The organism is Microbacterium longlingense, assembly GCF_058349825.2.
Window position 1 is genome coordinate 374,120 of record NZ_JBYRJA020000002.1, and the last position, 24,216, is coordinate 398,335.

Consider the following 24,216-nt stretch of genomic DNA (forward strand, 5'->3'; position numbering starts at 1 on the left):
GCTCAGCGAGTCAGGGCCGCTTCGATCGCGTCGGTGATCTCCGGCGCGTCCGGGGCGACGCGGGGGCGGAAGCGCCGCACCTCGCCGGAGGGCAGCACGAGGAACTTCTCGAAGTTCCACTCCACCCGCTTCGCTTTGCCGTGGGCGTCCGGCGCCTCCTTGAGCGCCTGGAACAGGGGATGGGCGCTTCTGCCGTTCACCTTGACCTTGGCGTTGATGGGGAAGGTCACGCCGTACGTCGCCGAGCAGAAGTCGAGGATCTGCTCCATGGAACCGGGCTCCTGACCGAGGAACTGGTTGCACGGGAATCCCACCACCTGGAGGCCACGCGGGCCGTACCGGCGCTGGAGATCTTCGAGCTGGGCGTACTGCGGGGTGAGACCGCAGCGCGATGCGACATTGACGACCAGGAGGACATCGGCGTCGTAGCCGGCGAGGGTGCGTTCGGCGCCTTCTGCGTCGAGGAACGGGATCTCGCGAAGGGTGCTCTCTGGCATGTCCACAGCCTAAACCCGCGGGGGAGAACAGCGGCCGGAGGTCTGGGAGAATGGAACACGATATGACTCTCGCATCCGTCTCTGCCGCCCCCGTGATGATCGGTCCGCACCGTCTCGACGTTCCCGTTGTCCTGGCGCCCATGGCCGGCATCACCAACACGGCCTTCCGCCGGCTGTGCCGCGAGTACGGTGCCGGGCTGTATGTGAGCGAGATGATCACGTCGCGCGCACTCGTGGAGCGCAACGCGGTGACGATGCGCCTCATCCAGCACCATGAGTCAGAGACACTGCGTTCGATCCAGCTCTACGGCGTCGATCCGGCGACCATCGCCGAGGCGGTGCGCATCCTCGTCGCGGAGGATCGCGCTGACCACATCGACCTGAACTTCGGTTGCCCGGTGCCCAAGGTCACGCGCAAGGGCGGCGGGTCAGCCCTGCCGTGGAAGATCGGCCACTTCGCGGAGATCGTACGGCGCGCTGTGGCAGCGGCGGGAGACGTCCCGCTGACCGTGAAGATGCGCAAGGGCATCGACGCCGACCACCTCACCTTCCTCGACGCCGGGCGCGCCGCCGAGGACGCCGGCGTCGCGGCGATCGCGCTGCACGCCAGGACGGCCGCGGAGTTCTACTCCGGGCACGCGGACTGGACGGCGATCGCCGAGCTCAAGCAGGCGGTCACGAGCGTGCCGGTGCTCGGCAACGGAGACATCTGGTCGGCGGATGATGCGGTGCGCATGATGGCAGAGACCGGCTGCGACGGGGTGGTCGTGGGGCGCGGGTGCCTGGGGCGACCCTGGTTGTTCGGGGATCTGGCCGCCGCTCTCGGTCCGGCCGATCTGGCGCCGCCGCCGGTCGACGCAACGCTCGGCTTCGTGGCACGGGCCGTGCGGCGTCACGCGGAGCTTCTCACCGAGTTCTACGAGGACGAGGATCGTGGCTGCCGCGACATCCGCAAGCACATCGCCTGGTACTTCAAGGGCTACCCCGTGGGCGGCGACATCCGCACGCGCTTGGCGACCGTGTCGAGCCTGACGGAGATGGACGAGCTGCTCGCCCTGCTCGACCAGGATGCACCGTATCCCGGCGCTGATGCGGAAGGCCAGCGTGGTAGGGCCGGCCATCCGAAGCGGCCGGCGCTGCCGGATGGCTGGCTCGCGTCGCGCGAGGTGGAGGGCGCGGCGGCCGAGCTGCTGCGCGCGGCGGAGATCGAGAATAGCGGTGGCTGAGGTCTCGGTCGCCGCGGCCGGGCGGAACGACGGCTACGACGCGCGTGACGCCGAACGCTTCTTTCGCGAGCACCACCGTTCGGAGCGGGATGATTTCGCCCGGGATCGGGCACGCGTGCTGCACTCAGCGGCGCTGCGGCGCCTCGCCGCGAAGACGCAGGTGCTGAGCCCGGCGAGCACCGCCGACTTCGCGCGCAATCGCCTGACGCACTCCCTCGAGGTCGCGCAGGTCGGACGGGAACTGGCCGTCGCGCTGGGGGTCTCCGCAGACGTGGTGGACACCGCGTGCCTCAGCCATGATCTCGGCCACCCGCCGTTCGGTCACAACGGCGAACGCGCCCTCAACGAATGGGCCGAGGACATCGGCGGCTTCGAGGGCAACGCCCAGAGCCTGCGCATCCTCACCCGGCTCGAGGCGAAGGTGCTCGACGACCGCGACCACTCGGTGGGACTCAACCTCACCCGGGCGAGCCTCGACGCCACGTGCAAGTATCCCTGGACCGTGGACTCGCCGGTGCCAGATCCGGGTGGCCGACTGAAGTTCGGCGTCTATCCGGACGATGAAGAGGTCTTTCGATGGATGCGCGAGGGGGCTCCGGGGAGGCTCCGCTGCGTCGAGGCCGAGATCATGGACCTGTCCGACGACATCGCCTATTCCGTGCACGACCTCGAGGACGCCATCGTCAACGGCTATCTCGACATGGCCGGGCTCGCCGATCCGAGCGATCACCACGCTCTCGTCGGACGGATCCAGCAGTGGGTCGGATATGACTTCACGCGCGACGAGCTCGCCGATGCGCTGTACCGTCTCACCCGGCAGCCGATGTGGCCGACGTCCTTCGACCGGTCGCGCCAGGACCTGGCGCGGCTGAAGAACCTGACGAGCGACCTCATCGGCCGCTTCGCACGCGCCGCTGTCTCTGCCACCCGAGACGCGTACGGGGGTGACAACCTGGCGCGCTACAACGCACGGGTGGTGGTCCCGCGCGTGGTGGAGACGGAGATCGCGGTGCTCAAGGGGATCATGGGTCAGGCGATCGTGACCATCGACGCGCGCAGAGGCGTCTACCGTGAGCAGCGACGCGTGCTCAAGCGTCTTGCCGACGCGCTGTGGTCCACCGACGCGCTGTGGAGTGCGGGTGCCGATGTGCTGGAGCCGGCTTTCGCTGCCGACTTCCTCGCCGCTTCGTCCGATGCGGCGCGGGCGCGGGTGGTGGTCGACCAGATCGCGAGCCTGACAGACCAGACGGCGCTGGACTGGCACAACCGTCTGGTCGGCGACATCGACCCGGCCGAAGTGGGCATCTGGACGCCGCGCCATGCCAAGCCGCACGCGGTGGGTCATGCCGCCCCCCGGCCTCCGATCACGGCCACCGCTCCCCACGGGCCAGAACGATCGGCATCAGACCGCAGGGAGCGCTGATGCCCCGCATCCGTCAGGCCGACGTGGAGGAGGTCAAGGCGCGCACCAATATCGCCGACATCATCGGTGAGCGGGTGGCGCTGCGCTCGGCGGGGATCGGCTCTCTCAAGGGGCTGTGTCCGTTCCACGACGAGAAGAGCCCGAGCTTCCACGTGCGTCCGCAGGTGGGCTACTACCACTGCTTCGGATGCGGTGTCGGGGGAGACGTCTACCGGTTCCTGCAGGAGTCCGATCATGTCTCGTTCACCGAGGCGGTCGAGCGGCTTGCGTCGCGCATCGGCTACACGCTTCACTACGAGGACGGTGGTCCGGCGCCGGAAACCAGCGGACGCAGCCGCCTGCTGGCAGCGAACACAGCCGCGGCGGAGTTCTTCCGTGCCCAGCTGCGCAGCCCAGAGGCGGTCGCCGGACGGAGGTTCCTCGGCGAGCGGGGGTTCGACGCCGGAGCCGCCGCCCACTTCGGTGTGGGGTACGCCCCGCGCGGCTGGGAGGCCATGCTGAAGGCGCTCACCGCGCAGGGCTTCACCCGGGAGGAACTGAGCACGGCCGGGCTGGTCTCCACCGGACAGCGGGGCGTCTACGACCGATTCCGGGGCCGCCTGGTGTGGCCGATCCGCGATGTCACCGGGCAGACCATCGGTTTCGGCGCCCGCAAGCTCTATGACGACGACCCCGGCCCCAAATACCTCAACACCCCCGAGACGCCGATCTACAAGAAGGCGCAGGTGCTGTACGGACTGGACCTCGCCAAACGCGACATCGTCCGGGGAGAACCGCGCCGCGTCGTGGTGGTCGAGGGGTACACCGACGTCATGGCGTGCCACCTGGCGGGTGTCACGACCGCCGTCGCCACCTGCGGCACCGCTTTCGGGGCAGAGCACATCACCGTGCTCCGCCGGGTGATGGGCGATGAGACATCGGCCGGGGAGGTGGTCTTCACCTTCGACCCGGACGCCGCCGGGCAGAAAGCCGCGATGCGTGCCTTCGCCGAGGAGAAGCGCTTCAACGCGCAGACCTTCGTCGCCACCGGGGTCGCGGGGCTTGACCCGTGCGATCTCCGGCTGCAGCGCGGCGATGCCGCCGTCCGGGAGATGATCCAGCATCGGATGCCGATGTTCGAGTTCGTGATCGATCGCCGTCTCGACGGATACGACCTCGCATCTGTCGAGGGCAGGGTCGGTGCGCTGCGCGCGGCGGCCCCCGTCGTCGCCGACATCCGTGATCGGCTGCTGCGCCCGGAGTACGTCCGCGTTCTGGCGCGCCGACTCGGCATGGACCCGCGCGAGGTGCAGTCCGAGGTGGCGCGGGCGGAGCGCGGGGATGATCGCCGTGAGGACCGGCGGCGCACGGAGCAGCGCGGCATCGCGGACGCCGAGGGTGCTCCCGTCGTGGTGCCGACGCTCGCGTCGTTGCCGCGAGACGGGGCGATGATCCTCGAGCGCGACGCGCTCACCGGTTTCCTGCAGTACGGACATCAGCTCGATACCGCCCTGCTCGCACGGGCGCTGTCCGGACAGTTCCGCACACCGGCGCTGGAGGCGGTCCGGGAGGCCGTCGCCCAGGCGAGCGACCGCAACCGGCCAGGGTGGGCGCTGAATGCTATCGCAGCGGTGCGTGAGCCGTATCGCTCGATCGCGGGGGAGCTGCTGATGCGCGCCTTCCCCGCGCGCGATGAGGAGAGCGCGATCGAGTCCGCCACGGATCTCGCTCGGCATCTCGTGATGCGCGACCTCGATCGTGAGAAGACCGAGCTGCTCGGCGCTGTCCAGCGGGTTGCGCCGGACTCCGACGGCGGGCGTGCTCTGCGCCTGCGGCTGCGCGATCTCGATCAGGAGCGCCAGCGCTTCGCGCTGGGCTGAGCAGGCCGGGCGGCTCCACGGAGGCTGCCGGGATCGCCGTGCGCCGGCCGGACGTGCGCCCGCGGGATCGAACGGGCAGGATGGGGACATGCGCGCGACGTCGACGGATACCCCGAACGCCATCGACTGCGTGGACCTGGTGGTCGACCGCCTCGGGCAGGGCGCGCAGGTGCGTGCGATCGACGGTGTCACGTTCCGGCTCGATCCCGGGGGGCTGCTGTGCGTGGCCGGTCCGACCGGCTCCGGCAAGTCGACACTGGCCGGAGCGCTCGCGGGCATCGACGACTCCAGCATCCGCGTCGTCGGCGGCGACGCGGAGGTGTGCGGCATCTCGGTCCGCCGTCCCGGCCGCCGGCGGCGGGTGCTGACCTACGTCACGGGCTACCTCGCACAGCGAGCGGGTGCCGACCTCCCCCCGCGCCTCACCGTCCAGGAGATCATCGCAGAGCCGATCCTGCAGCGGGAGCGGCGGGTGAACACGCGCGCCCTCTCGATTCGCGCGGCGCAACTGCTCGATGAGCTCCACCTGTCGCTCGGCACCGCGGAGCGGTTTCCGTACGAGCTCAGCGCCGGCATGCGACAGCGTGTGGCGATCGCCCGGGCTCTCGTGCTCGATCCGCGCGTCCTCGTCGCCGACGAGCCGCTCGCCAATCTCGACCATGAGGTTCGCCCCGTCGTCTTCGCGGCGCTCGACCGGCGCCGCCGTGACCGGGGCATGAGCGCGCTCCTGCTCACCAACGACCCAGAGACCAGCCGCGAGCTGGGTGCAGACACGCTGTTGCTGCGGAGCGGGCATGTGATCGCCCGGGGCGCCGGTGACGACCTCGCCTGGTCGCCGGGCGCGCGCTGACGCGCCGCATCGGGAAAAGGGAGAAGCCCCGACCCAGGACCATGATGGTCCCGGATCGGGGCTTCGTACGCTCCCCGGCTTGGACTCGAACCAAGAACCTGCCGGTTAACAGCCGGCTGCTCTGCCAATTGAGCTACCGAGGATCATGTTGCCCGTGTGGTCTCCCGCGCGGGCAACTCGAATATCGTATCAAACTCCGAGCCCCCGCGAAGACACGGCCGGAAAGCCGCGCGTGTCGCGCTTCCCGAGACGGCAGGCCCCGGCACGAACGCGTCGTGCCGGGGCCTGCCGTCGTCACAGCGGCGGAATGTTACTTCGCCGACCCCTTGAGGGAACCGGTGACCGGCCCGGCGGGGTCGTAGATCACGCACTGCACGAGGCGGTCGTTCATCTGGTCCCAGGTCTGCTGCGTCGGGGTGTACCAGAAGTAGTCGAGCGTCGACTCCTCGTAGGCGACGCCGACGAACGTGGTGAACTCCGGGTGGCAGGCCTCAACGGCGGCGTCGCCGATGGCGTCCTGACCGGGGAAGTCGCCCTCCGGGAGGCTGAACTCGAAGAACACCTCCTCGTCGTGCGGCTCGGTGCAGGGGACGACGTTGGTGTCGGAGACCTCGGTGGCCGAGTCCTCCATCTTGCAGTCGCCGACCTTGAGGCTGAAGATGTCGATGTTCGCTTCTTCGACGACCTCGCCGGTGGCGTCGTCGCGCTTGGCATCATTGCCTCCGAGCACGCTCTGAAGAACGCTACATCCGGTCAGGCTCGCGATGATCGCGGTCGCGCCGACGGCAAGGGCCAGACGGCGACGCATCCCATTTCTCATTTCTTCTTCTTTCCTTCCTGCCGGCGGGCCGGGCCGCCGGGGTGATCTTTCTTCTGGGTAGGGGGCAGGTCTGTGGTGAGGACGGGCTCCCGCGGAGCCGTGCGGATGATCCGCTCAGCCCTCGAGGTCGTCGATCCCGGGAGTCCATCGGCACCCGGGCCGGCCCCAGCCGCGCTTCCGGGTGATCTTCTGGACGGTCTTGCTGTCGCCGTCGCCGAGGCGGTCCACGTAGAGGATCCCATCGAGATGATCGAACTCGTGCTGCATGATCCGCGCTCGCCAGCCGTCCACGTCGATCGCGACCGGCCGGCCCTCCAGATCCGTGCCGGTCACGCGGACGCGATCGGAGCGCCGCAGCGGGAACCGCTCGCCCGGGAAGGAGAGGCACCCCTCGGACTCGAGATCCGGATCCGGGTTGCCGGGTTCCACCGGAGTGATCCACAGCTCGGGGTTGATGATTTCCCCACGCCAGGGCTCGTCGTCATCGTCGACATAGGAGTACGTGAAGATGCGCAGCGCGACGCCGACCTGCGGCGCTGCGAGACCGACGCCCGGAGCGAGGTCCATGGTCTCGTACATATCGGCCACGAGCGTCCGGATCTCCTCGGTGATCTCTGTCACCTCGGCAGCGCGCGAGTGCAGGACGGGATCACCGATGATGCGGATGGGGAGGACGCTCACCGTAAGACTCTATCGCTGCCTGGGAGGAACCTGTGTTTCGGCGTTCCGTTTCCGAGGGACCACGGCCAGGGAACGGTAGGGTCAGAGGGTGAATGGGAACGCGTGGAGCTTCGCCACGGACGTGGGTGATGTCGGAGACCAACTGGTCGGCGCGTTCCAGAACCCCGGTCTGCTCATGGGCATCCCGCTGGCTCTGGCCGGAGCGGTGTTCATGTCCCTCGGCGCGCAGTATCAGCACCGCGGTGTCGAGAAGGTCGAGCGGCTCAGCGGCGCCGGAGCGCGGCAGGGGCTTTCCGTCGCACACCTGCTGCGGCTGCTGCGCCGGCCGTCCTGGATCATCGGCACGCTCATGCTCGGACTCGCCGTGGTCTGTCAGCTCGGTGCGATCTCGGTGGCCCCCCTGATCGTGGTGCAGCCGCTCGGCGCGATCGCGCTGGTGATCACGACGCTGCTGAACGCCCGCTTCTCCGGCCACGCGCCCACGAAGCGTTCGCTCGTGTCGATCGGCCTGTGCGTCGGAGGGATCTTCCTGTTCGTGATGGTGGCGGCGCTGTTCGCCACGGAGCACGACGTGACCGAGCGCGAGCTGTTCATCATTCTCGCGATCCTGCTGCTCATGATCATCGTGCTCGGCGCGCTGTGGGTGCTGCTGCGCAACAGGATGGGAGCGTTCTTCTACATCTCGGCGGCGGGGATCCTCTACGGCTTCGTCGCCACGCTCGCGAAGGTCATCATCAGCCGGATCCAGGCGGGCGAGTTCGAGTGGATCACGCTCATCTGCGTGATCGCCCTGGTCGCGGCGTCCGCGGTCGGAGCCTACTTCGTGCAGACCGCCTACAGCTCAGGTCCACCGGACCTGGTGATCGCCGGCCTGACCGTGATCGATCCGATCGTGGCGGTGGTGATCGGGCTCACGGTGCTGCAGGAGGCGGCCGGAGCGCCGCTGGCGGTCTTCGTCTCGTTCGGCGTGTTCGGCGCGATCGCTGTGGTCGGCGTCATCAGCCTCGCCCGCTACCATCCTCAGGTCCTGAGCGAGAGCCAGGGCCTCGGTCTCCAGCGCGGCAGCAGCGGGGACGGCCCCCGGCCCTACGCCGCGGACAGCCCGATCGTGCGCTCCGCGTCCGAACCGACGCCAGTGGCACCACGCGAGGCGTCGCGGCCGACGCCTCCGGCCAACAGCACCGATCCGCTCTGACGCCGATGAGGGTCGCTGTGGTCGGCTCCGGCATCGGCGGTCTTGCCGCGGCCGCCGGTCTGCACCGTGCCGGTGCAGACGTCGTCGTGCATGAGCGCGCCGCCGATCTGCGGCCGGGCGGATCTGGCCTGTCCCTGTTCGGAAACGCCGTGCGAGCTCTCGATCATCTCGGTTTCGCCGACGCGCTGCGGCAGATCGGCGGCTCCGGCACCGGCCTGTTCCGCAGCGGTCAGAGACGCCCGGATGGTCGCTGGCTCACCACGTCACCGGCGGAGGCGCTGACAGACCTCCGCGTGGTCGATCGCGCCGACCTGCATGCGCTCCTGCTCGGCGGAATCGGCGACACGGAGCTGCGTCCCGGCAGCAGGGTGATCCACGTCACCCCGGAGGGCGGCGTCGGTGCGATCCGGTCCGACGGAACCGAGACGGCATCCTCGTTCGACCTCATCGTGGCCGCAGACGGTCTGCGCAGCACGGCGCGCCGCCGGGAGCGGCCGGAGGATCCCGGCGTCGTCCATGCGGGCTATGCCGTGTGGCGCGGCATCACAGACACGGCGGTCGACCTCCACGGCGAGGCGGGGGAGACGTGGGGCGTCGGGAAGCGCTTCGGCATCGCTCCGCTGGCGAGCGGCCGGGTCTACTGGTTCGCGGTGGTCACGGCCGACCCGGCGAAGCCAGGCGTCCCCGACCCGGACGAGCGCGACCACGCCGCAGAGCTGATCCGGCTCTTCGGCGACTGGCACACGCCTGTTCCGGAACTGATCGAGGCCACGACCCCCGAGGCGATCCAGTGTCTTCCGGTGGAGGAGCTCGGCGGGCGGCTGCGCTCCTTCGTGCACGATCGCATCGTCCTCCTCGGCGACGCCGCCCACGCCATGACCCCGAACCTCGGTCAGGGCGGGGGACAAGCCCTCGAAGACGCCGCGACGCTCGCCACGCTCCTGGCGCCCCTGGCCGTGGACACCGCCCCCGATCACGCAGCGCTGCGTGCGGCGCTGCGCACCTACGACCGGCTGCGGCGGCCGCGGAGCCAAGCGATCGCCCAGCGCTCGCGAATGATCGGGACGCTCGCGCACACCGGCGGTGCGGGATTCGCGCGCGTGCGAGACACACTGCTGCGCGCGACCCCGCCAGGGGTGCTGCACCGTCAGCTGCGCGGCGTGCAGAACTGGGAGCCGCCGACGCGCACCGGGTCGTCGCCCGGTGCGCAGGAGGGCATCACTGATCCCGGTCGATGAGATCCGCTGGGACACCCGCGGCAGCCGGGGCGTCCACGAAGAACACCGTCTGTCGGGTGCCGCGTACGCCCGCTGCGGGAACGTGCGCGTAGTCGGCCCCGGCGAGGGCGAGACCGAGTGCTGACGCCTTCTCGGCCCCCGTCAGCACGAGCCACACGCGCTTGGACGCGTTCAGCACCGGCCGGGTGAGCGTCACGCGCTCCGGCGGCGGCTTGGGGGAGTCGCGCACGGGGAGCGCTGCCGCGTCGGTGCGTGTCGCCTCCGGCCGCTCGGGGAAGAGCGACGCGACGTGCCCGTCCGGCCCGACCCCCAGGAAGCACACCGTCATCTCCGGCCACGCCCGGTCGCCGTCTCCGAAACCGGCGAGCTCCGCGGCGTAGGCGGTTGCGGCGTCGTCGAGGCTCACGCCGTCATCGGAAGCGGCGATCTCATGAATGTTCTCCGCGGGCACCGCGATGTGGTCGAGCAGTGCCTCGCGCGCCTGCCGGGCATTGCGGTCGGGGTCGTCGCGCGGCACGAACCGCTCATCGCCCCACCAGAAATGCACGCGGCTCCAGTCGATCCCGGCCACATCGGGATGCGCGGCGACCGCGCGCAGCACCGCCCCGCCCATCGAGCCGCCGGTGAGGCAGATGTGGGCTGTCTTGCCGTTCGCCAAGCGACGCCCGACCCGGTCGAGGAGACGCTTGGCGACCTTCGGCGGCAAGGAACCGGCGTCCTCGACGACGAAGACCCGTTTGGCGGCGGGCGCGCTGGGCATGCTCAGGACTCCGATCTCACCGGCGATGCAGGCGATTCGACGGCGGGCGGCAAAGCAGGCCAGCCCTCGGTGATGACACGACCGTAGAGCGGATCGGCGTCGAGGCGCCGTAGCTCCTCCGCCAGACACTCGCGCAGGGTGCGGCGGGGGAGATGCAGCTCATGGTCCGGCTGACCTGGCTGGGTGAGCACGGCGACTTCGGGCGAGCGCCGCTCCAGCAGAATCGCGCCGGAGGGGCGGACCAGCCGGACGCTGCGGATGCCGTGCGACCACTCGTCGGGACCTTCGGCCACCCACTCCACCGGGACATCGAGAGCCATGCCGAGCCAGGCCGCCAGCAGCGCGGTGGACGGCGACTCAGCGGAACCGCGTACCTCGACGGCTGTGACCTCCTCGAAGGGCGGCTGATCGAGCACGGCGGCGAGCTGTTCACGCCACCGGGTCAGACGGGTCCATGCCAGATCGGTGTCGCCGGGAGCGTGATGCGCCGCAAGCTCGCTGAGCTCTGTCCGAACGTCGTCGGCCGAGGCGGCATCGGTGATCCGGCGTTGCGCGATCCGTCCGAGCGGTTCGGCCGACGGGTTCTCCGGGGTCGCCTCCGGCCACCACGCCACGACGGGGGCGTCGGGCAGCAGAAGACCGGTGACCAGGCTTTCCTCATTCTGCGCAGCCTCACCGTAGGCGTGCAGCACGATCACTTCGCTGGCGCCGGCGTCGCCGCCGACGCGGATCTGGGCGTCGAGCCGCGCGTCGCCCGGGCCCGTCGTCAGCACGATCACGCGCATCGGATGCTCGCGTGAGGCATCGTTCGCCGCGTCGATCGCCGCTTCAGCCACGCCGTTGCGCGCTGCGATCACGAGCGTCAGGACGCGGCCGAGAGCGACAGCGCCGCCGTCCTCGCGCACGGTGACGAGCTTGCGGGCCACGGCACCGATGGTGGTGTCGGGAAGGTCGATGATCACGGGCGCCTCCACACACGGCCGTCGCGGGCGAGGAGGTCGTCGGCGGATGCCGGCCCCCAGGATCCGGGAGCGTACTGCTCGAGCGGACCGCTCTGCGCGGCCCAGTACTCCTCGATGGGGTCGAGGATCTTCCACGAGAGCTCGACTTCCTCGTGCCGGGGGAACAGCGGCGGGTCGCCCAGGAGCACGTCGAGGATGAGTCGCTCGTAGGCTTCCGGGCTGGCCTCGGTGAACGCATGCCCGTAGCCGAAGTCCATCGTCACGTCGCGCACGTTGGTGCCCGTTCCGGGGATCTTCGAGCCGAACCGCAGCGTCACACCCTCATCGGGCTGAACACGGATCACGAGCGCGTTCTGACCGAACTCGGTCGACCGGCCGCGACCGAACAGGTTCTCGGGGGCGCGATTGAAGACCACCGCGATCTCGGTGACACGGCGTCCGAGCCGCTTCCCGGTGCGCAGGTAGAACGGCACGCCGGCCCACCGTCGCGTTGCGATCTCGAGCTTGATCGCCGCGTAGGTCTCGGTGGCGGACTCCGGGTTCATGCCGTCCTCCGCGAGGAAGCCGGCGACCTTCTCCCCGCCCTGCCATCCGCCGGCGTACTGCCCGCGCGCGGTCGCGAGGGAGAGGTCCTCGGGGAGCCGGACGGCTGCGAGCACCTTCTCCTTCTCGGCGCGGAGGTGCTCGGCCGAGAGGCTGATCGGCTCCTCCATCGCGGTGAGCGCCAGCAGCTGCAGCAGGTGGTTCTGGATGACGTCGCGCGCAGCGCCGATGCCGTCGTAGTACCCGGCACGGCCGCCGACACCGATGTCCTCCGCCATCGTGATCTGCACGTGGTCGACGTAGTTGCGATTCCACAGCGGCTCGTAGAGCTCATTCGCGAAGCGCAGCGCCAGGATGTTCTGCACCGTCTCCTTGCCGAGGTAGTGATCGATCCGGAAGATCGAGTCGGCGGGGAAGGTGCCCTCCAGTGCACGGTTCAGCGTGCGGGCGGAAGCGAGGTCGTGCCCGAAAGGCTTCTCGATCACGACACGACGCCAGCGGTCCTCGTCCTGCGTCTCATCGACCAGACCGGAGTCCCGCAGCTGCTTGGCCACGACGGGGAAGGCCTTCGGCGGGATCGACAGATAGAAGGCGTGGTTGCCCATCGTGCCGCGTTCGACGTCCAGACGCTCGACCGTCTCGCGCAGCCGCCGGAAGGCATCGGGGTCGTCGAACTCTCCTGAGACGAACCGGATGCCCTGGAGCAGCTGCTGCCACGTCTCCTCCTGGAAGGGAGTGCGGGCGTGCTCCTTGACGGCTTCGAGCACGACCTGCGCGAAGTCCTGGTCGTCCCAGTCGCGACGGGCGAAGCCGACCAGGGCGAAGCCGGGGGGCAGCAGGCCACGGTTGGCGAGGTCGTAGACGGCCGGCAGGAGCTTCTTGCGGGAGAGGTCGCCGGTGACGCCGAAGATGACCAGTGCGCTGGGGCCGGCGATGCGGTTCAGGCGGAGGTCGTCCGGGTCACGGAGGGGGTTGACACCACGAGTGATGGGGGAGGGCATCCGTGCTGAAGCCTTACTGAGCCGCCTCGAACAACGCGAGCACGTCGTCCGGGGAATCGGTGATGGTGAGGGTGACGACCGGGCATCCGCGTGCGGCGAGCACCGCAGCGTCTCCCGAGGCCTGCGCGGCGATCAGGCCGCCGAACGTGAAGGGACGCTCGGGGATCTCCACGTCGACGTCGGAGTCCTGCAGAATCTGCAGGAACACGCCTGTCGCCGGACCGCCCTTATGGTACTGGCCCGTCGAGTGCAGGAACCGCGGTCCCCACCCGAAGGTCGTGGGGCGTGCGGAGTCCGCCGCCACCATCTCGCGGATGCCGGAGAGCTGCGGCATCTCGATGCGGTCGACGTAAGCCTGCACCGCGACGTATCCGTCCTCCGGGATCCGAGCCCACAGGGCATCGAGGACACCGGCGAGCGTTCCATCGGCGGCCAAGGACGGATCGGAGACGCGCACCTCGATCGAGCCCTCGACGAACGCCGGAGCGACCGGCTCTGGCTGAGCCTCGAGCAGCCCGCGGGCGGCGGCCTTGGCGGATTCGACATCCGGCTGGTCGAAGGGGTCGATGCCGAGGATGCGGCCCGCGATCGCGGTGGCGTACTCCCACACCACGAACTGTGCCCCGAGCGTGCCGCTGACGAGGATCTCGCCAGGGTGGCGCTCGATGAGGCGGAAGTGTTCCGCGTCGTCGACGATACGCACGATCTGGACATCGGGCTGGTGGGCGTCGATCTCGGGGGAGACCGGCAGGATCACGACCGGGAGGATGCCGGTGCCCTGTTTGCCCGTCGACTCCGCGACGAGCTGCTCGATCCAGGCCGGGAGGCCGTCGATGTGGGTGCCGTCGGAGATCAGCGCCAGCTTGTCGCGCCGCGGGTCGGTGCCGGCGATCGCCGCGGCCAGACGCAGACCGGGGTTGTCCGCGCTGTCGACCGCGAGCGAGAGCGCCATGGCCTCGGCCTCGTCGAGGAGCTCCCCGATGTCGGCCCCGGCGAGCCCGGAGGGCACGAGGCCGAAAGCGGTGAGAGCGGAGTAGCGGCCGCCCACGGTGGGATCGGCGAGGAACACGCGGTGACCCGCCTCGCGAGCCTGCTGCTCCAGCGGGGAGCCGGGGTCCGTCACCACGATGATCCGGTCGGCGGGATCGATGCCGAGATCGCGGAACGCCGCCGCGAAGGCGCGGCGCTGAGAATCGGTCTCGACCGTGGACCCCGACTTCGATGACACGATGAGGGCGGTGCGGCTGAGGTCGCCGTCGAGGGCCGCGAGCACCTGACCGGGGGCGGTCGAGTCCAGGATGGTGAGCTCGACGCCGGCCGTGGCCGTGATGACCTCCGGAGCGAGGGATGAGCCGCCCATGCCGGCGAGCACGAAGCGGTCGACGCCTCGCTCGCGCAGCTCTTCGCGCAGGGCGAGGATCTCCGGCACCAGCGGACGTGACACCGACACGGCGTCGACCCAGCCGAGGCGCCGCGCGGCCTCGTCTTCGGCGTCCGGCCCCCAGAGGGTGGCGTCTCCGGCGGTGAGACGGGAGGCCACCATGTCGTCGACCAGGGTCGGCACGATCCGGTCGATGGCGTCCTGCGGTGCGCCGGTGGCGTGCAGCTCGAAGCTCATCGGAGGCCCTCCATCGTCTCGGACACCTGGCCGAGGAGGTCGTGCCAGGAGTCGATGAACTTCGCCACGCCCTCCTCTTCCAGCACCCGGGTCACATCGTCGAAGTCGATGCCCGCAGCAGCGAGCCCGGCGAAGACGGCGTGCGCATCCTCATAGCCACCGGTGATGGTGTCCCCGGTGACCACGCCGTGGTCGGCCAGGGCCTCAAGGGTCTTCTCCGGCATCGTGTTGACGACGTTCGGCGCCACCAGCTCGGTCACGTAGAGCGTGTCGGGCAGGGCAGGGTCCTTGACGCCGGTCGATGCCCACAGCGGGCGCTGAGCGTTCGCGCCTGCGGCGAGAAGGGCCAGCGCACGATCCGAGGTGAAGGCGCGCTCGTACAGCTCGTAGGCGAGTCGTGCGTTCGCCAGCCCCGCCTTGCCGCGCAGGGCCGCCGCGGCCTCTGTGCCGATCGCATCGAGGCGCTTGTCGGTCTCGGTGTCGACGCGGGAGACGAAGAACGACGCGACCGAATGGATGGTCGACAGGTCGATGCCGGCCTCCTTCGCGCGTTCGAGGCCCGTCAGATAGGCATCGATGACGGCGGCATACCGGTCGAGGCTGAAGATGAGCGTGACGTTCACGCTGATTCCGGCGGCGATCGTGTCCGCGATCGCTGGAAGGCCCGCCTCGGTCGCCGGGATCTTGATCAGCAGGTTGGGTCGGTCGATCTTCTCCCACAGCTCCTTCGCCTGAGCGACCGTGCCGGCCGCATCATGCGCGAGGTCGGGGGAGACTTCGATCGAGACGCGCCCGTCGACGTGCGACGTGGCCTCCCAGGTCGGGCGGAACACGTCCAGAGCGTCTGCCACGTCCTGGGTGGTCGCCTCGAAGACAGCCTGTTCCGCGGTCGCGCCGTTCTTGGCGAGCTCTGCGACCTGCGCGTCGTAGGAGGTGTCGTCCGGGTTGGTGAGCGCGGCGGCGAAGATCGACGGGTTCGTCGTCACACCGCTGATGTCGCGGGTGCGGATGAGGTCGGCGATGTTTCCGGAAGCGATGCGGGCGCGCGAGAGGTCGTCCAGCCAGATGCTGACGCCGGCGGCCGTGAGGTCGGAGGTGGGGGTGGTCATCGGTTCTCCTCGATGCTCTCCTGGGCTGCGGCCACCACGGCCGCAGCGGTGATGCCGAACTTCTCGTACAGGGTCTCGTAGCTGGCCGATGCTCCGAAATGATCGATGCCGACCGAGCGACCGTGGTCGCCCACGATCCCACGCCAGGTCAGCGGGCTGCCGGCCTCAACGGAGACGCGTGCCGTCACGGCGGACGGCAGCACGTGCTCGCGGTACGCCTCGTCCTGCTCGGCGAACCACTCGAGGGACGGGGCCGAGACGACGCGAGCGTTCACGCCTTCGCCGCGCAGGATCTCGCGTGCCTCGAGGGCCAGGTGAACCTCGGAGCCGGTGGCGATGATGATGACGTCGGGGGAGCCGTTGGGCGCCTCGGCGAGCACATAGGCGCCGCGCGCGACGTCGGCCGCGGAGGCCAGCGTGTCGCCGCTGGCCTCGCCGTCTCCGCGTGCCAGGACCGGCAGGTTCTGCCGGGTCAGCGCGATGCCGGCGGGGCCCGCATGGCGCCGCAGCAGCTCGAGCCACGCCACCGCGGTCTCATTCGCGTCCGCGGGGCGCACGATGGTCATGTTGGGGATCGCACGCAGCGTCGCCAGCTGTTCGATGGGCTGGTGCGTCGGGCCGTCCTCGCCGAGCGCGATCGAGTCGTGGGTCCAGACGAAGATGCTCGGCACGTTCATCAGCGCCGCCAACCGCACGGCCGGCCGCATGTAGTCGCTGAAGATCAGGAACGTGCCGCCGTAGGCGCGGGTCGGTCCGTGCAGGACGATGCCGTTGACGATCGCCCCCATCGCGTGCTCGCGGACGCCGAAGTGCAGCACCCGGCCGTATCGGTCGCCCTGCCACGAGGAGGTGGACCACTCTGGCGGCACGAAGGATGCAGCGCCCTCGATCGTGGTGTTGTTGGAGCCGGCGAGGTCGGCGGAGCCGCCCCAGAGCTCTGGCAGCTGCGCTGCGAGGGCGTTGATGACCTTGCCGGATGCCGCACGCGTCGCGATCGACGTGCCGGCCTCGAACACCGGGAGGGCGTCCGCGATGTCCTCGGGCAGCTCATGGGCCTCAAGCCGGTCCAGCAGCGCCTTGCGCTCCGGGTTGGCGGCAGCCCAGGCATCGAAGTCGCGCTGCCACGCGGCGCGGGACTCCGCGGCGCGTGCGGCCAGACCGCGGGTGTGGGCGATCACGTCGTCGGCGACGGCGAAGCTCTGCTCGGGGTCGAACCCGAGAACGCGCTTCGTGGCGGCGAGCTCCTCGGCACCGAGCTTGGACCCGTGGATCCCGCCGGTGTTCTGCTTGCCGGGAGCCGGCCAGCCGATGATCGTCTTCAGGATGATCAGCGAGGGGCGGTCGGTGTCGGCCTGGGCTGCTGCGATCGCGTCGTTGAGCGCGGCGACGTCTTCGACATACTCTCCGGTGCTCTTCCAATCGACCGTCTGCACCTGCCACCCGTACGCCTCGTAGCGTGCGGCGACATCCTCGCTGAAAGCGATGTCGGTGTCGTCCTCGATCGAGATCTGGTTCGAGTCGTAGATCGCGATCAGGTTGCCGAGCTTCTGGTGGCCCGCGAGGGACGCGGCCTCGCTCGTCACGCCCTCCTGCAGATCGCCGTCGCCGGCGATCACGTAGATGAAGTGGTCGAACGGGCTGGTGCCGGGTGCGGCCTCCGGGTCGAACAGGCCGCGCTCGTAGCGGGCCGCGTAGGCGAAGCCCACGGCGGAGGCCAGACCCTGTCCGAGCGGACCCGTCGTGATCTCGACGCCCCGGGTGTGGCCGTACTCCGGGTGACCGGGGGTCTTCGAGCCCCAGGTGCGCAGCGCCTTGAGGTCGTCGAGCTCGAGGCCGAACCCGCCCAGGTACAGCTGCACGTACTGCGTCAGCGAGCTGTGGCCGGCGGAGAGGATGAAGCGGTCGCGGCCGAGCCAGTCGGTGTCGGTCGGATCATGCCGCATCACCCGCTGGTAGAGGAGATAGGCGGCCGGGGCCAGGCTCATCGCGGTGCCGGGGTGGCCGTTGCCGACCTTCTCCACCGCATCGGCGGCCAGCACTCGGGCGGTGTCCACCGCGCGCCGATCGATCTCGTCCCAGTCCAGTTGCGTCACTGTGCGCCCTCTCTGTCGGTGTGGTTGCGCGGGACCTGACAGGCTCGGCCCAGCCCGGCGTGCACGCGGTTCCAGCATAGTGTGACGGGTCTGCGCCGAGCCGAGGGATTCGCGGTCGCCGAGGCCGGCCCCGCGGGCGGTCACGATAGACTACGGAAAGGTGCGCACGACGGTTTCCGTCGGGGTGCACAGCTTTCATGCCTGGAGGAGGCGATCGACATCTCGACCGTGACCCGACCGACCGCGGCACAGCGCTCGTTCCGACGGACCCTCAGCGCCTATGTCGCGCTCACCAAGCCCCGCGTCCTGGAGCTCCTGCTGGTCTCGACCGTGCCGGTGATGTTCCTGGCGCAGGGTGGCGTGCCGAACCTCTGGCTCATGATCAACACCGTGATCGGCGGATCGCTGAGTGCATCCTCTGCCGCGGTCTTCAACATGTACCTCGACCGTGACATCGACGCCAAGATGCACCGGACCGAGGGGCGTCCGCTCGTGACCGGCGAGATCACCCCCCGCGCAGCGCTGGTGTTCGCATGGGTGCTCGCGGTCGCGTCCACGGCGTGGCTCGCCCTCACCACCAACGCGCTGACGACGGCGCTGTCGGTCGCGGCGATCTTCTTCTACGTCGTGATCTACACGATGATCCTCAAGCGCCGCACCGAGCAGAACATCGTCTGGGGCGGAATCGCGGGGTGCTTCCCTGTGCTGATCGGCTGGGCGGCCGTGACGGGCTCGGTCGGCTGGCCGGCCTGGATCCTCTTCGTCCTGGTGTTCCTGTGGACGCCGCCGCACTACTGGCCCCTGTCGATGAAGTACGCCGACGACTACGAAGACGTCGACGTGCCGATGCTCGGCGTGACCCGGAGCGCCGCGCAGGTGGGGCTGCAGGTCATCCTGTATGCCTGGGCGACCGTCGCGTGCTCTCTTCTGCTCATCCCGGTCGCCGGGATGGGGATCGTCTACTCGGCCTCCGCCCTCGTGTTCGGGGGCTGGTTCATCTATGAGTCCCACGTGCTCTACAACAGAGCGGTCACGGGCAGCGGCGCGAAGCCGATGCGCGTCTTCCACGCCTCGATCACCTATCTGACGCTGGTGTTCGTCGCGGTGGCCGTGGACCCGCTCCTGCCGTTCTGATTCCTGCGCCGTCGGGCGCGGGGCGGGCTCGCTTCGTCGGCCTAGCCGAATCCTCAGGATGTTCAGGCCCCCGGGCCTGAACATCCTGAGGATTCGGCGCGGGCGCTCAGCGCTCGATCGGGCGCTTGAGCTTCAGCACCGCCGCGGTGTAGGCGGCGGCCGCGAGCGCGGCGAGAACCATGTGCACGCCGACGAGAACCGGCGGCAGCGACGTCCTGGCCTGCCAGACGCCCACGACGATCTGCACCACGACCAGGAGCGTCAGGGCCACCAGCCACGGCGCCGGAGGAAGACGCAGCACGAGGGCGGCGACCAGTGCGGTCGCCAGCAGGACGGCCAGGATGTACCCCGGCCAGGAGTGCACGTGCGCGAGCACGCTGGCATCGAAACCGGTGCGGACGATGTCTGCGTCGCCGGAGTGGGGCCCGTTCGCCGTGGTCAGGACGCCGAAGAAGATCGTCACGGCCAGGGCGAGCCCTGTGATGTGCATGAGGATCGCGAACCACAGCGGAACGGTGCGCTCGCGAGCGCCGTCCGGCTGGTTCATGCGCACCAGGAACGCTGCGGTGACGCAGACCAGCAGGAGAGAGGCGGTGTAATGGAACCCGACGATGAACGGGTTCAGATCGGTCTTGACGGTGATGCCGCCGACGAGGGCTTGGGCTACGACGCCGACGAGCACGACCGCGGCGAGGGCCACCAGATCCTTGCGACGCGGTGCGGCCGCGGTGACGTGGACGGCGGCGACGATGCAGATCAGCGTCAGCGCGGACGAGCCGATGACGAACCCGAACGGCACCCCGATGCGCTCGAGGACCGAGCCGGCGACGAGAGCGACGACGCCACCGGCCCCGTACCAGGCCGCTGTGATGAAGAGGCGGCGCCCGCCGACGGCGTGCAGGACGAACAGCAGCACGACGATCGCGAGAATCCCCACCAGGCCGGTCATCATGCGGTTGCCGAACTCGATGGCCCCGTGCAGCCCCTGAACCTCGAGAACCGGTGTCAGCGACTCCGGTGTGCACAGCGGCCACTCCGTGCAGCCCAGGCCGGAGCCGGTCAGACGTACGGCGCCGCCGGTGCCGATGATGATGGTCTCGGCGATGAAGGACAGCCAGGCGAACACCCGGATCCGGCGGTCGATGCCCGTCGGCAGCCAGCCCCAGAGGGGTCGTACACCGTCCTCTCGCGCGGGGGCGGCAGACGACGGGGCGGTGGAAGTCATCGATTTTCTCCGGCTCTCTGACGGGTGGGGCGCTGCGGGCTCTGCCCCGCTCGAAACCTGTAGAATCAGAGATGCGGGACGGCGCGGCGCGCACGTCCCCAGTCTAGGCGCGGACGTCCGTGCCGATGTGAAGAGGGCCCACCAGCGGCCGTACCCCGCCCACTCGAACGGGGAACCAGCGTGCCGGGGCGGCTGACACCGTCGGACCCGATGAGGAGAGTGTGAGATGTCGGATGTGCTGATCGATCGCCCAGAGCTCGACGGACTGGGGGTGTATGAATTCGGCTGGCACGACGCCGACGCAGCCGGCGCGAGCGCCAAGCGCGGCCTCAGCGAGGCGGTGGTGCGTGACATCTCCGCCCTCAAGGCGGAGCCGGAATGGATGCTGAAGACTCGCCTCAAGGGCCTGCAGCTCTTCGGGCGCAAGCCGATGCCGACCTGGGGCGCCGACCTCAGCGAGATCGACTTCGACAACATCAAGTACTTCGTGCGGTCCACCGAGAAGCAGGCCCAGAGCTGGGAAGATCTGCCGGAGGACATTCGCAACACCTACGAGCGCCTGGGTATCCCCGAGGCCGAGCGGCAGCGCCTCGTTGCGGGCGTCGCGGCCCAGTACGAGTCGGAGGTCGTGTACCACCAGATCCGCGAGGACCTGGAGAGTCAGGGCGTGATCTTCCTCGACACCGACACGGCGCTGCGCGAGCACCCGGAGTTCTTCACGGAGTACTTCGGCACCGTCATCCCGGCGGGGGACAACAAGTTCGCCGCGCTCAACACCGCCGTGTGGTCGGGCGGCTCCTTCGTGTACGTCCCCAAGGGCGTGCACGTCGAGATCCCGCTGCAGGCCTACTTCCGGATCAACACCGAGAACATGGGCCAGTTCGAGCGGACGCTGATCATCGCGGACGAGGACAGCTACGTCCACTACATCGAGGGCTGCACGGCGCCGATCTACAAGAGCGACTCGCTGCACTCCGCGGTCGTCGAGATCATCGTGAAGAAGGGCGCCCGCGTCCGCTACACGACGATTCAGAACTGGTCGAACAACGTCTACAACCTCGTCACCAAGCGGGCGATCGCCGAAGAGGGCGCCACCATGGAGTGGGTCGACGGCAACATCGGCTCGAAGGTGACGATGAAGTATCCGTCGATCTACCTCACGGGCGAGCACGCCAAGGGCGAAACCCTGTCTGTGGCCTTCGCCGGCCCTGGGCAGCATCAGGACGCCGGCGCCAAGATGATTCACATGGCGCCCTACACGCAGTCGTCGATCGTGTCGAAGTCGATCGCGCGCGGCGGCGGCCGATCCGGTTACCGCGGCGAGGTGCGCGTCGACGCGAACGCCCATCACTCCGCCAACACCGTCCGCTGCGATGCTCTGCTGGTCGACACGATCTCGCGCTCCGACACGTATCCGGCGATCGACATCCGCGTCGACGACGTGCAGCTCGGTCACGAGGCCACGGTGTCGAAGGTCAGCGAGGAGCAGCTCTTCTACCTGCAGTCTCGCGGGCTGGAAGAGGACGAGGCGATGGCCATGATCGTGCGCGGGTTCATCGAGCCGATCGCGCGCGAGCTGCCGATGGAGTATGCGATGGAACTGAACAAGCTCATTGAAATGGGCATGGAAGGATCGGTCGGCTGATGGCGGCGACCACTGAGGCCCCCGGCACCGCCGCGGAGGCCGCTGAGAAGCACGCGCACGTCGACCCGGCTGCGGCCTTCGTTCCCGTGCAGACCCGATCTGAGCGACTGTCGTCGTTCGACCCGGCTGATTTCGGCATGCCCACCGGGCGCGAGGTCAACTGGAAGCACACTCCGATCGATCGCGTCCGCGGGCTGTTCTCCGATGACGCGGTCACCGCGCCCGCGGAGATCGACACCGCCGAGGCGGCTGCTCTCCTGGTCGCCTCCGGCGAGCGTGGCGAGTTCTTCCGCCCGGAGGATCTGCCTGCGGCCCTGGCCTGGCAGCGTTCCGGAGACCCGCTGCACGTGCGCATCCCCGCCGACCACGAGGTCGCCGAACCGGTGCGCATCGACCTGACGGGAAGCGCCGACGCCGTCAGCGCATCCCATATCGTCATCGAGGCCATGCCGCATTCCTCGGCGACGGTGCTGCTGCACCACGCCGGCGACGCCCGCTACCTCCAGAACGTGGAGATCATCGTCCGCGACGGCGCCCGGCTCACGGTGGTGAGCGTGCAGCGCTGGAACGATGACGCGGTTCATCTCGCCGCCCACCAGGCGCGGGTCGACCGCGACGCGAAGCTCACCCACTTCGTGGTGACCTTCGGCGGCGGTGTCGTGCGCGTCAACCCGTCCGTCGACCTCGCGGGGTCCGGATCGGAGGGGCGCCTTTACGGGTTGTCCTTCGCGGACGCCGGTCAGCACCTGGAGAGCCAGGTGTACCTCTACCACCACGGGCCCCACACCGTCGGCGACGTGCTCTACAAGGGTGCGCTGCAGGGCGACAAGGCGCACAGCGTCTGGATCGGTGACGTGCTGATCGGTCCCGATGCCACCGGCACGGACTCCTATGAGGCGAACCGGAACCTGGTGCTCACCGAGGGAGCCCACGCCGACTCCATCCCGAACCTGGAGATCGAGACCGGTGACATCGCCGGGGCCGGCCACGCGAGCGCGACCGGCCGCTTCGATGACGAGCAGCTGTTCTACCTGCAGGCCCGCGGCATCGCCGAGGAGGAGGCGCGGCGGCTTGTCGTGATCGGCTTCCTCAGCGAGATCGTCCAGCGCATCGGCATCCCGTCCCTGGAGGAGGAGCTGCGCGACGCCATCGAGGCCGAGCTCGCCGGGGAGGCGCAGTGACCCGACAGCGCGCCTGCGCCGTCTCCGATCTCGAGCAGGACACCGCCCTGCGGGTCGAGCTCGACGGTGTCCCGATCGCGGTGGTGATGGACGCCGCCGGAGACATCTTCGCGATCGGCGACACCTGCACCCACGGCGACATCTCCCTGGCAGACGGCTTCGTCGAGGGAGATTCGCTGGAGTGCTGGGCTCATGGCTCCGCGTTCTCCCTGCACACTGGCAAGCCGCTGAACCTGCCGGCGTTCGAGCCGGTCCCCGTCTACGTCGTCGAGATCGACGACGACGACGTCTACATCGATCCCACCGTGACGAAGGACGTCTCCGGCCTCTGAGCCGGGCGCCTCACCACACGCACACGTACTGACGAAGGAAGCCCCACCATGTCTGTCCTCGAGATCCGCGACCTGCACGTGACGGTCGAGACGGATGCCGGAACCACTCCGATCCTCAACGGCATCGACCTCACGATGCGCTCCGGCGAGACCCACGCCATCATGGGCCCCAACGGCTCCGGCAAGTCCACGCTGGCCTATACGATCGCCGGCCACCCGAAGTACACCGTCACTCAGGGGTCGATCACGCTCGACGGCGAGGATGTCCTCGAAATGAGCGTGGACGAGCGCGCCCGCGCCGGTCTCTTCCTCGCGATGCAGTATCCGGTCGAGATCCCCGGCGTCACCGTGACGAACTTCCTGCGGACCGCCAAGACCGCCATCGATGGCGAGGCGCCCGCGATCCGCGACTGGACCAAGCAGGTCAAGCAGGCCATGAAGGACCTGCGCATGGATCCGAAGTTCGCGCAGCGCAACGTCAACGAGGGTTTCTCCGGTGGTGAGAAGAAGCGTCACGAGATCCTCCAGCTCGAGCTCCTCAAGCCCGCGTTCGCGGTGCTCGACGAGACCGACTCCGGTCTCGACGTCGACGCTCTCAAGATCGTTTCCGAGGGCGTGAACCGTGCCAAGGAGTCGAGCGGGATGGGCGTTCTCCTCATCACGCACTACACCCGGATCCTGCGCTACATCCACCCCGACTTCGTGCACGTCGTCGTCGCGGGCAAGATCGTCGAAGAGGGCGGGCCCGAGCTCGCGGACCGCCTCGAGGAGGAGGGCTACGACCGCTTCCTCGACCCCTCCGCCCCGCTGCAGGCGTAGGCTGT

21 protein-coding genes and 1 tRNA gene are annotated in these 24,216 nt (G+C 69.3%); 11 read left to right on the plus strand and 11 right to left on the minus strand.

Going from position 1 to position 24,216, the window contains the following annotated elements:
* Positions 1-2 precede the first annotated feature (2 nt).
* Positions 3-497 (minus strand): glutathione peroxidase, encoded by a 495-nt coding sequence (locus tag AC3RXY_RS04750; protein WP_491509747.1) that lies wholly within the window; start codon positions 495-497, stop codon positions 3-5.
* A gap of 62 nt (positions 498-559) precedes the next feature.
* On the opposite strand from AC3RXY_RS04750, the gene dusB reads away from it, so the two are divergent.
* The 4 genes from dusB to AC3RXY_RS04770 all read left to right on the plus strand — a co-directional run bounded on the left by dusB (position 560) and on the right by AC3RXY_RS04770 (position 5,855).
* Positions 560-1,723: a tRNA dihydrouridine synthase DusB gene (dusB, locus tag AC3RXY_RS04755; RefSeq protein ID WP_491509748.1), complete on the plus strand. Its 1,164-nt coding sequence runs from the start codon at positions 560-562 to the stop codon at positions 1,721-1,723.
* Entirely contained in the window at positions 1,716-3,146 is a 1,431-nt protein-coding gene (locus tag AC3RXY_RS04760; protein WP_491509749.1) for a deoxyguanosinetriphosphate triphosphohydrolase, read from the plus strand. Before dusB ends, AC3RXY_RS04760 begins: the two co-directional genes overlap by 8 nt.
* A complete protein-coding gene (gene dnaG, locus AC3RXY_RS04765; RefSeq protein WP_491509750.1) occupies positions 3,146-5,005 on the plus strand; it encodes a DNA primase in 1,860 nt (619 codons plus the stop codon). Before AC3RXY_RS04760 ends, dnaG begins: the two co-directional genes overlap by 1 nt.
* 88 nt (positions 5,006-5,093) lie before the next feature.
* Positions 5,094-5,855: an ATP-binding cassette domain-containing protein gene (locus AC3RXY_RS04770; RefSeq protein ID WP_491509751.1), complete on the plus strand. Its 762-nt coding sequence runs from the start codon at positions 5,094-5,096 to the stop codon at positions 5,853-5,855.
* A gap of 70 nt (positions 5,856-5,925) precedes the next feature.
* On the opposite strand, the gene AC3RXY_RS04775 is transcribed toward AC3RXY_RS04770, so the two are convergent.
* The 3 genes from AC3RXY_RS04775 to def all read right to left on the minus strand — a co-directional run bounded on the left by AC3RXY_RS04775 (position 5,926) and on the right by def (position 7,356).
* Positions 5,926-5,998 (minus strand) — tRNA-Asn (locus AC3RXY_RS04775).
* Between the two features lie 167 nt (positions 5,999-6,165).
* Positions 6,166-6,663 carry a septum formation family protein gene (locus AC3RXY_RS04780; RefSeq protein WP_491509752.1) on the minus strand — a complete coding sequence of 166 codons (498 nt, stop codon included), beginning with the start codon at positions 6,661-6,663 and terminating at the stop codon, positions 6,166-6,168.
* Positions 6,664-6,789: 126 nt separating this feature from the next.
* Entirely contained in the window at positions 6,790-7,356 is a 567-nt protein-coding gene (gene def / locus AC3RXY_RS04785) for a peptide deformylase (protein WP_491509753.1), read from the minus strand.
* Between the two features lie 175 nt (positions 7,357-7,531).
* Here def and AC3RXY_RS04790 point away from each other — a divergent pair, with 175 nt between their 5' ends.
* Together AC3RXY_RS04790 and AC3RXY_RS04795 are read left to right on the plus strand one after the other, a co-directional pair.
* Positions 7,532-8,551: a DMT family transporter gene (locus tag AC3RXY_RS04790; RefSeq protein WP_491509851.1), complete on the plus strand. Its 1,020-nt coding sequence runs from the start codon at positions 7,532-7,534 to the stop codon at positions 8,549-8,551.
* 5 nt (positions 8,552-8,556) lie between these two features.
* Entirely contained in the window at positions 8,557-9,789 is a 1,233-nt protein-coding gene (locus AC3RXY_RS04795; protein ID WP_491509754.1) for an FAD-dependent monooxygenase, read from the plus strand.
* Here the strand turns inward: AC3RXY_RS04795 and pgl are convergent.
* From pgl to tkt, 6 genes are read right to left on the minus strand one after another with little or no spacing between them, the layout of a single operon-like run.
* A complete protein-coding gene (gene pgl / locus AC3RXY_RS04800) occupies positions 9,770-10,549 on the minus strand; it encodes a 6-phosphogluconolactonase (RefSeq protein WP_491509755.1) in 780 nt (259 codons plus the stop codon). The two genes, AC3RXY_RS04795 and pgl, sit on opposite strands and share 20 nt — an antisense overlap.
* A gap of 2 nt (positions 10,550-10,551) precedes the next feature.
* A complete protein-coding gene (locus AC3RXY_RS04805) occupies positions 10,552-11,511 on the minus strand; it encodes a glucose-6-phosphate dehydrogenase assembly protein OpcA (RefSeq protein ID WP_491509756.1) in 960 nt (319 codons plus the stop codon).
* Positions 11,508-13,055, minus strand: coding sequence for a glucose-6-phosphate dehydrogenase (gene zwf / locus AC3RXY_RS04810; RefSeq protein ID WP_491509757.1), 1,548 nt, complete (start codon positions 13,053-13,055; stop codon positions 11,508-11,510). Before zwf ends, AC3RXY_RS04805 begins: the two co-directional genes overlap by 4 nt.
* A gap of 13 nt (positions 13,056-13,068) precedes the next feature.
* Entirely contained in the window at positions 13,069-14,673 is a 1,605-nt protein-coding gene (locus AC3RXY_RS04815) for a glucose-6-phosphate isomerase (protein ID WP_491509758.1), read from the minus strand.
* Complete coding sequence (gene tal, locus AC3RXY_RS04820) at positions 14,670-15,782, minus strand: transaldolase (RefSeq protein WP_491509759.1); 1,113 nt, start codon at positions 15,780-15,782, stop codon at positions 14,670-14,672. The genes AC3RXY_RS04815 and tal overlap by 4 nt, the downstream gene beginning before the upstream one ends.
* A complete protein-coding gene (gene tkt, locus AC3RXY_RS04825; protein WP_491509760.1) occupies positions 15,779-17,875 on the minus strand; it encodes a transketolase in 2,097 nt (698 codons plus the stop codon). Before tkt ends, tal begins: the two co-directional genes overlap by 4 nt.
* A gap of 219 nt (positions 17,876-18,094) precedes the next feature.
* Here tkt and AC3RXY_RS04830 point away from each other — a divergent pair, with 219 nt between their 5' ends.
* Positions 18,095-19,009 carry a heme o synthase gene (locus AC3RXY_RS04830; protein WP_491509852.1) on the plus strand — a complete coding sequence of 305 codons (915 nt, stop codon included), beginning with the start codon at positions 18,095-18,097 and terminating at the stop codon, positions 19,007-19,009.
* A 106-nt stretch (positions 19,010-19,115) separates the two neighbouring features.
* Here AC3RXY_RS04830 and AC3RXY_RS04835 read toward each other — a convergent pair whose 3' ends face one another.
* Positions 19,116-20,234 carry a COX15/CtaA family protein gene (locus tag AC3RXY_RS04835; RefSeq protein WP_491509761.1) on the minus strand — a complete coding sequence of 373 codons (1,119 nt, stop codon included), beginning with the start codon at positions 20,232-20,234 and terminating at the stop codon, positions 19,116-19,118.
* A 226-nt stretch (positions 20,235-20,460) separates the two neighbouring features.
* Between AC3RXY_RS04835 and sufB the strand changes: the two genes are divergently transcribed.
* From sufB to sufC, 4 genes are read left to right on the plus strand one after another with little or no spacing between them, the layout of a single operon-like run.
* Positions 20,461-21,879 (plus strand): Fe-S cluster assembly protein SufB, encoded by a 1,419-nt coding sequence (gene sufB, locus AC3RXY_RS04840; RefSeq protein WP_491509762.1) that lies wholly within the window; start codon positions 20,461-20,463, stop codon positions 21,877-21,879.
* On the plus strand, positions 21,879-23,060 hold the full coding sequence (gene sufD / locus AC3RXY_RS04845; RefSeq protein WP_491509763.1) for a Fe-S cluster assembly protein SufD: 1,182 nt from the start codon (positions 21,879-21,881) through the stop codon (positions 23,058-23,060). The genes sufB and sufD overlap by 1 nt, the downstream gene beginning before the upstream one ends.
* A complete protein-coding gene (locus AC3RXY_RS04850) occupies positions 23,057-23,392 on the plus strand; it encodes a non-heme iron oxygenase ferredoxin subunit (RefSeq protein ID WP_491509764.1) in 336 nt (111 codons plus the stop codon). Before sufD ends, AC3RXY_RS04850 begins: the two co-directional genes overlap by 4 nt.
* A 48-nt stretch (positions 23,393-23,440) precedes the next feature.
* A complete protein-coding gene (sufC, locus tag AC3RXY_RS04855; RefSeq protein ID WP_491509765.1) occupies positions 23,441-24,211 on the plus strand; it encodes a Fe-S cluster assembly ATPase SufC in 771 nt (256 codons plus the stop codon).
* The last annotated feature ends 5 nt before the right edge of the window (positions 24,212-24,216 follow it).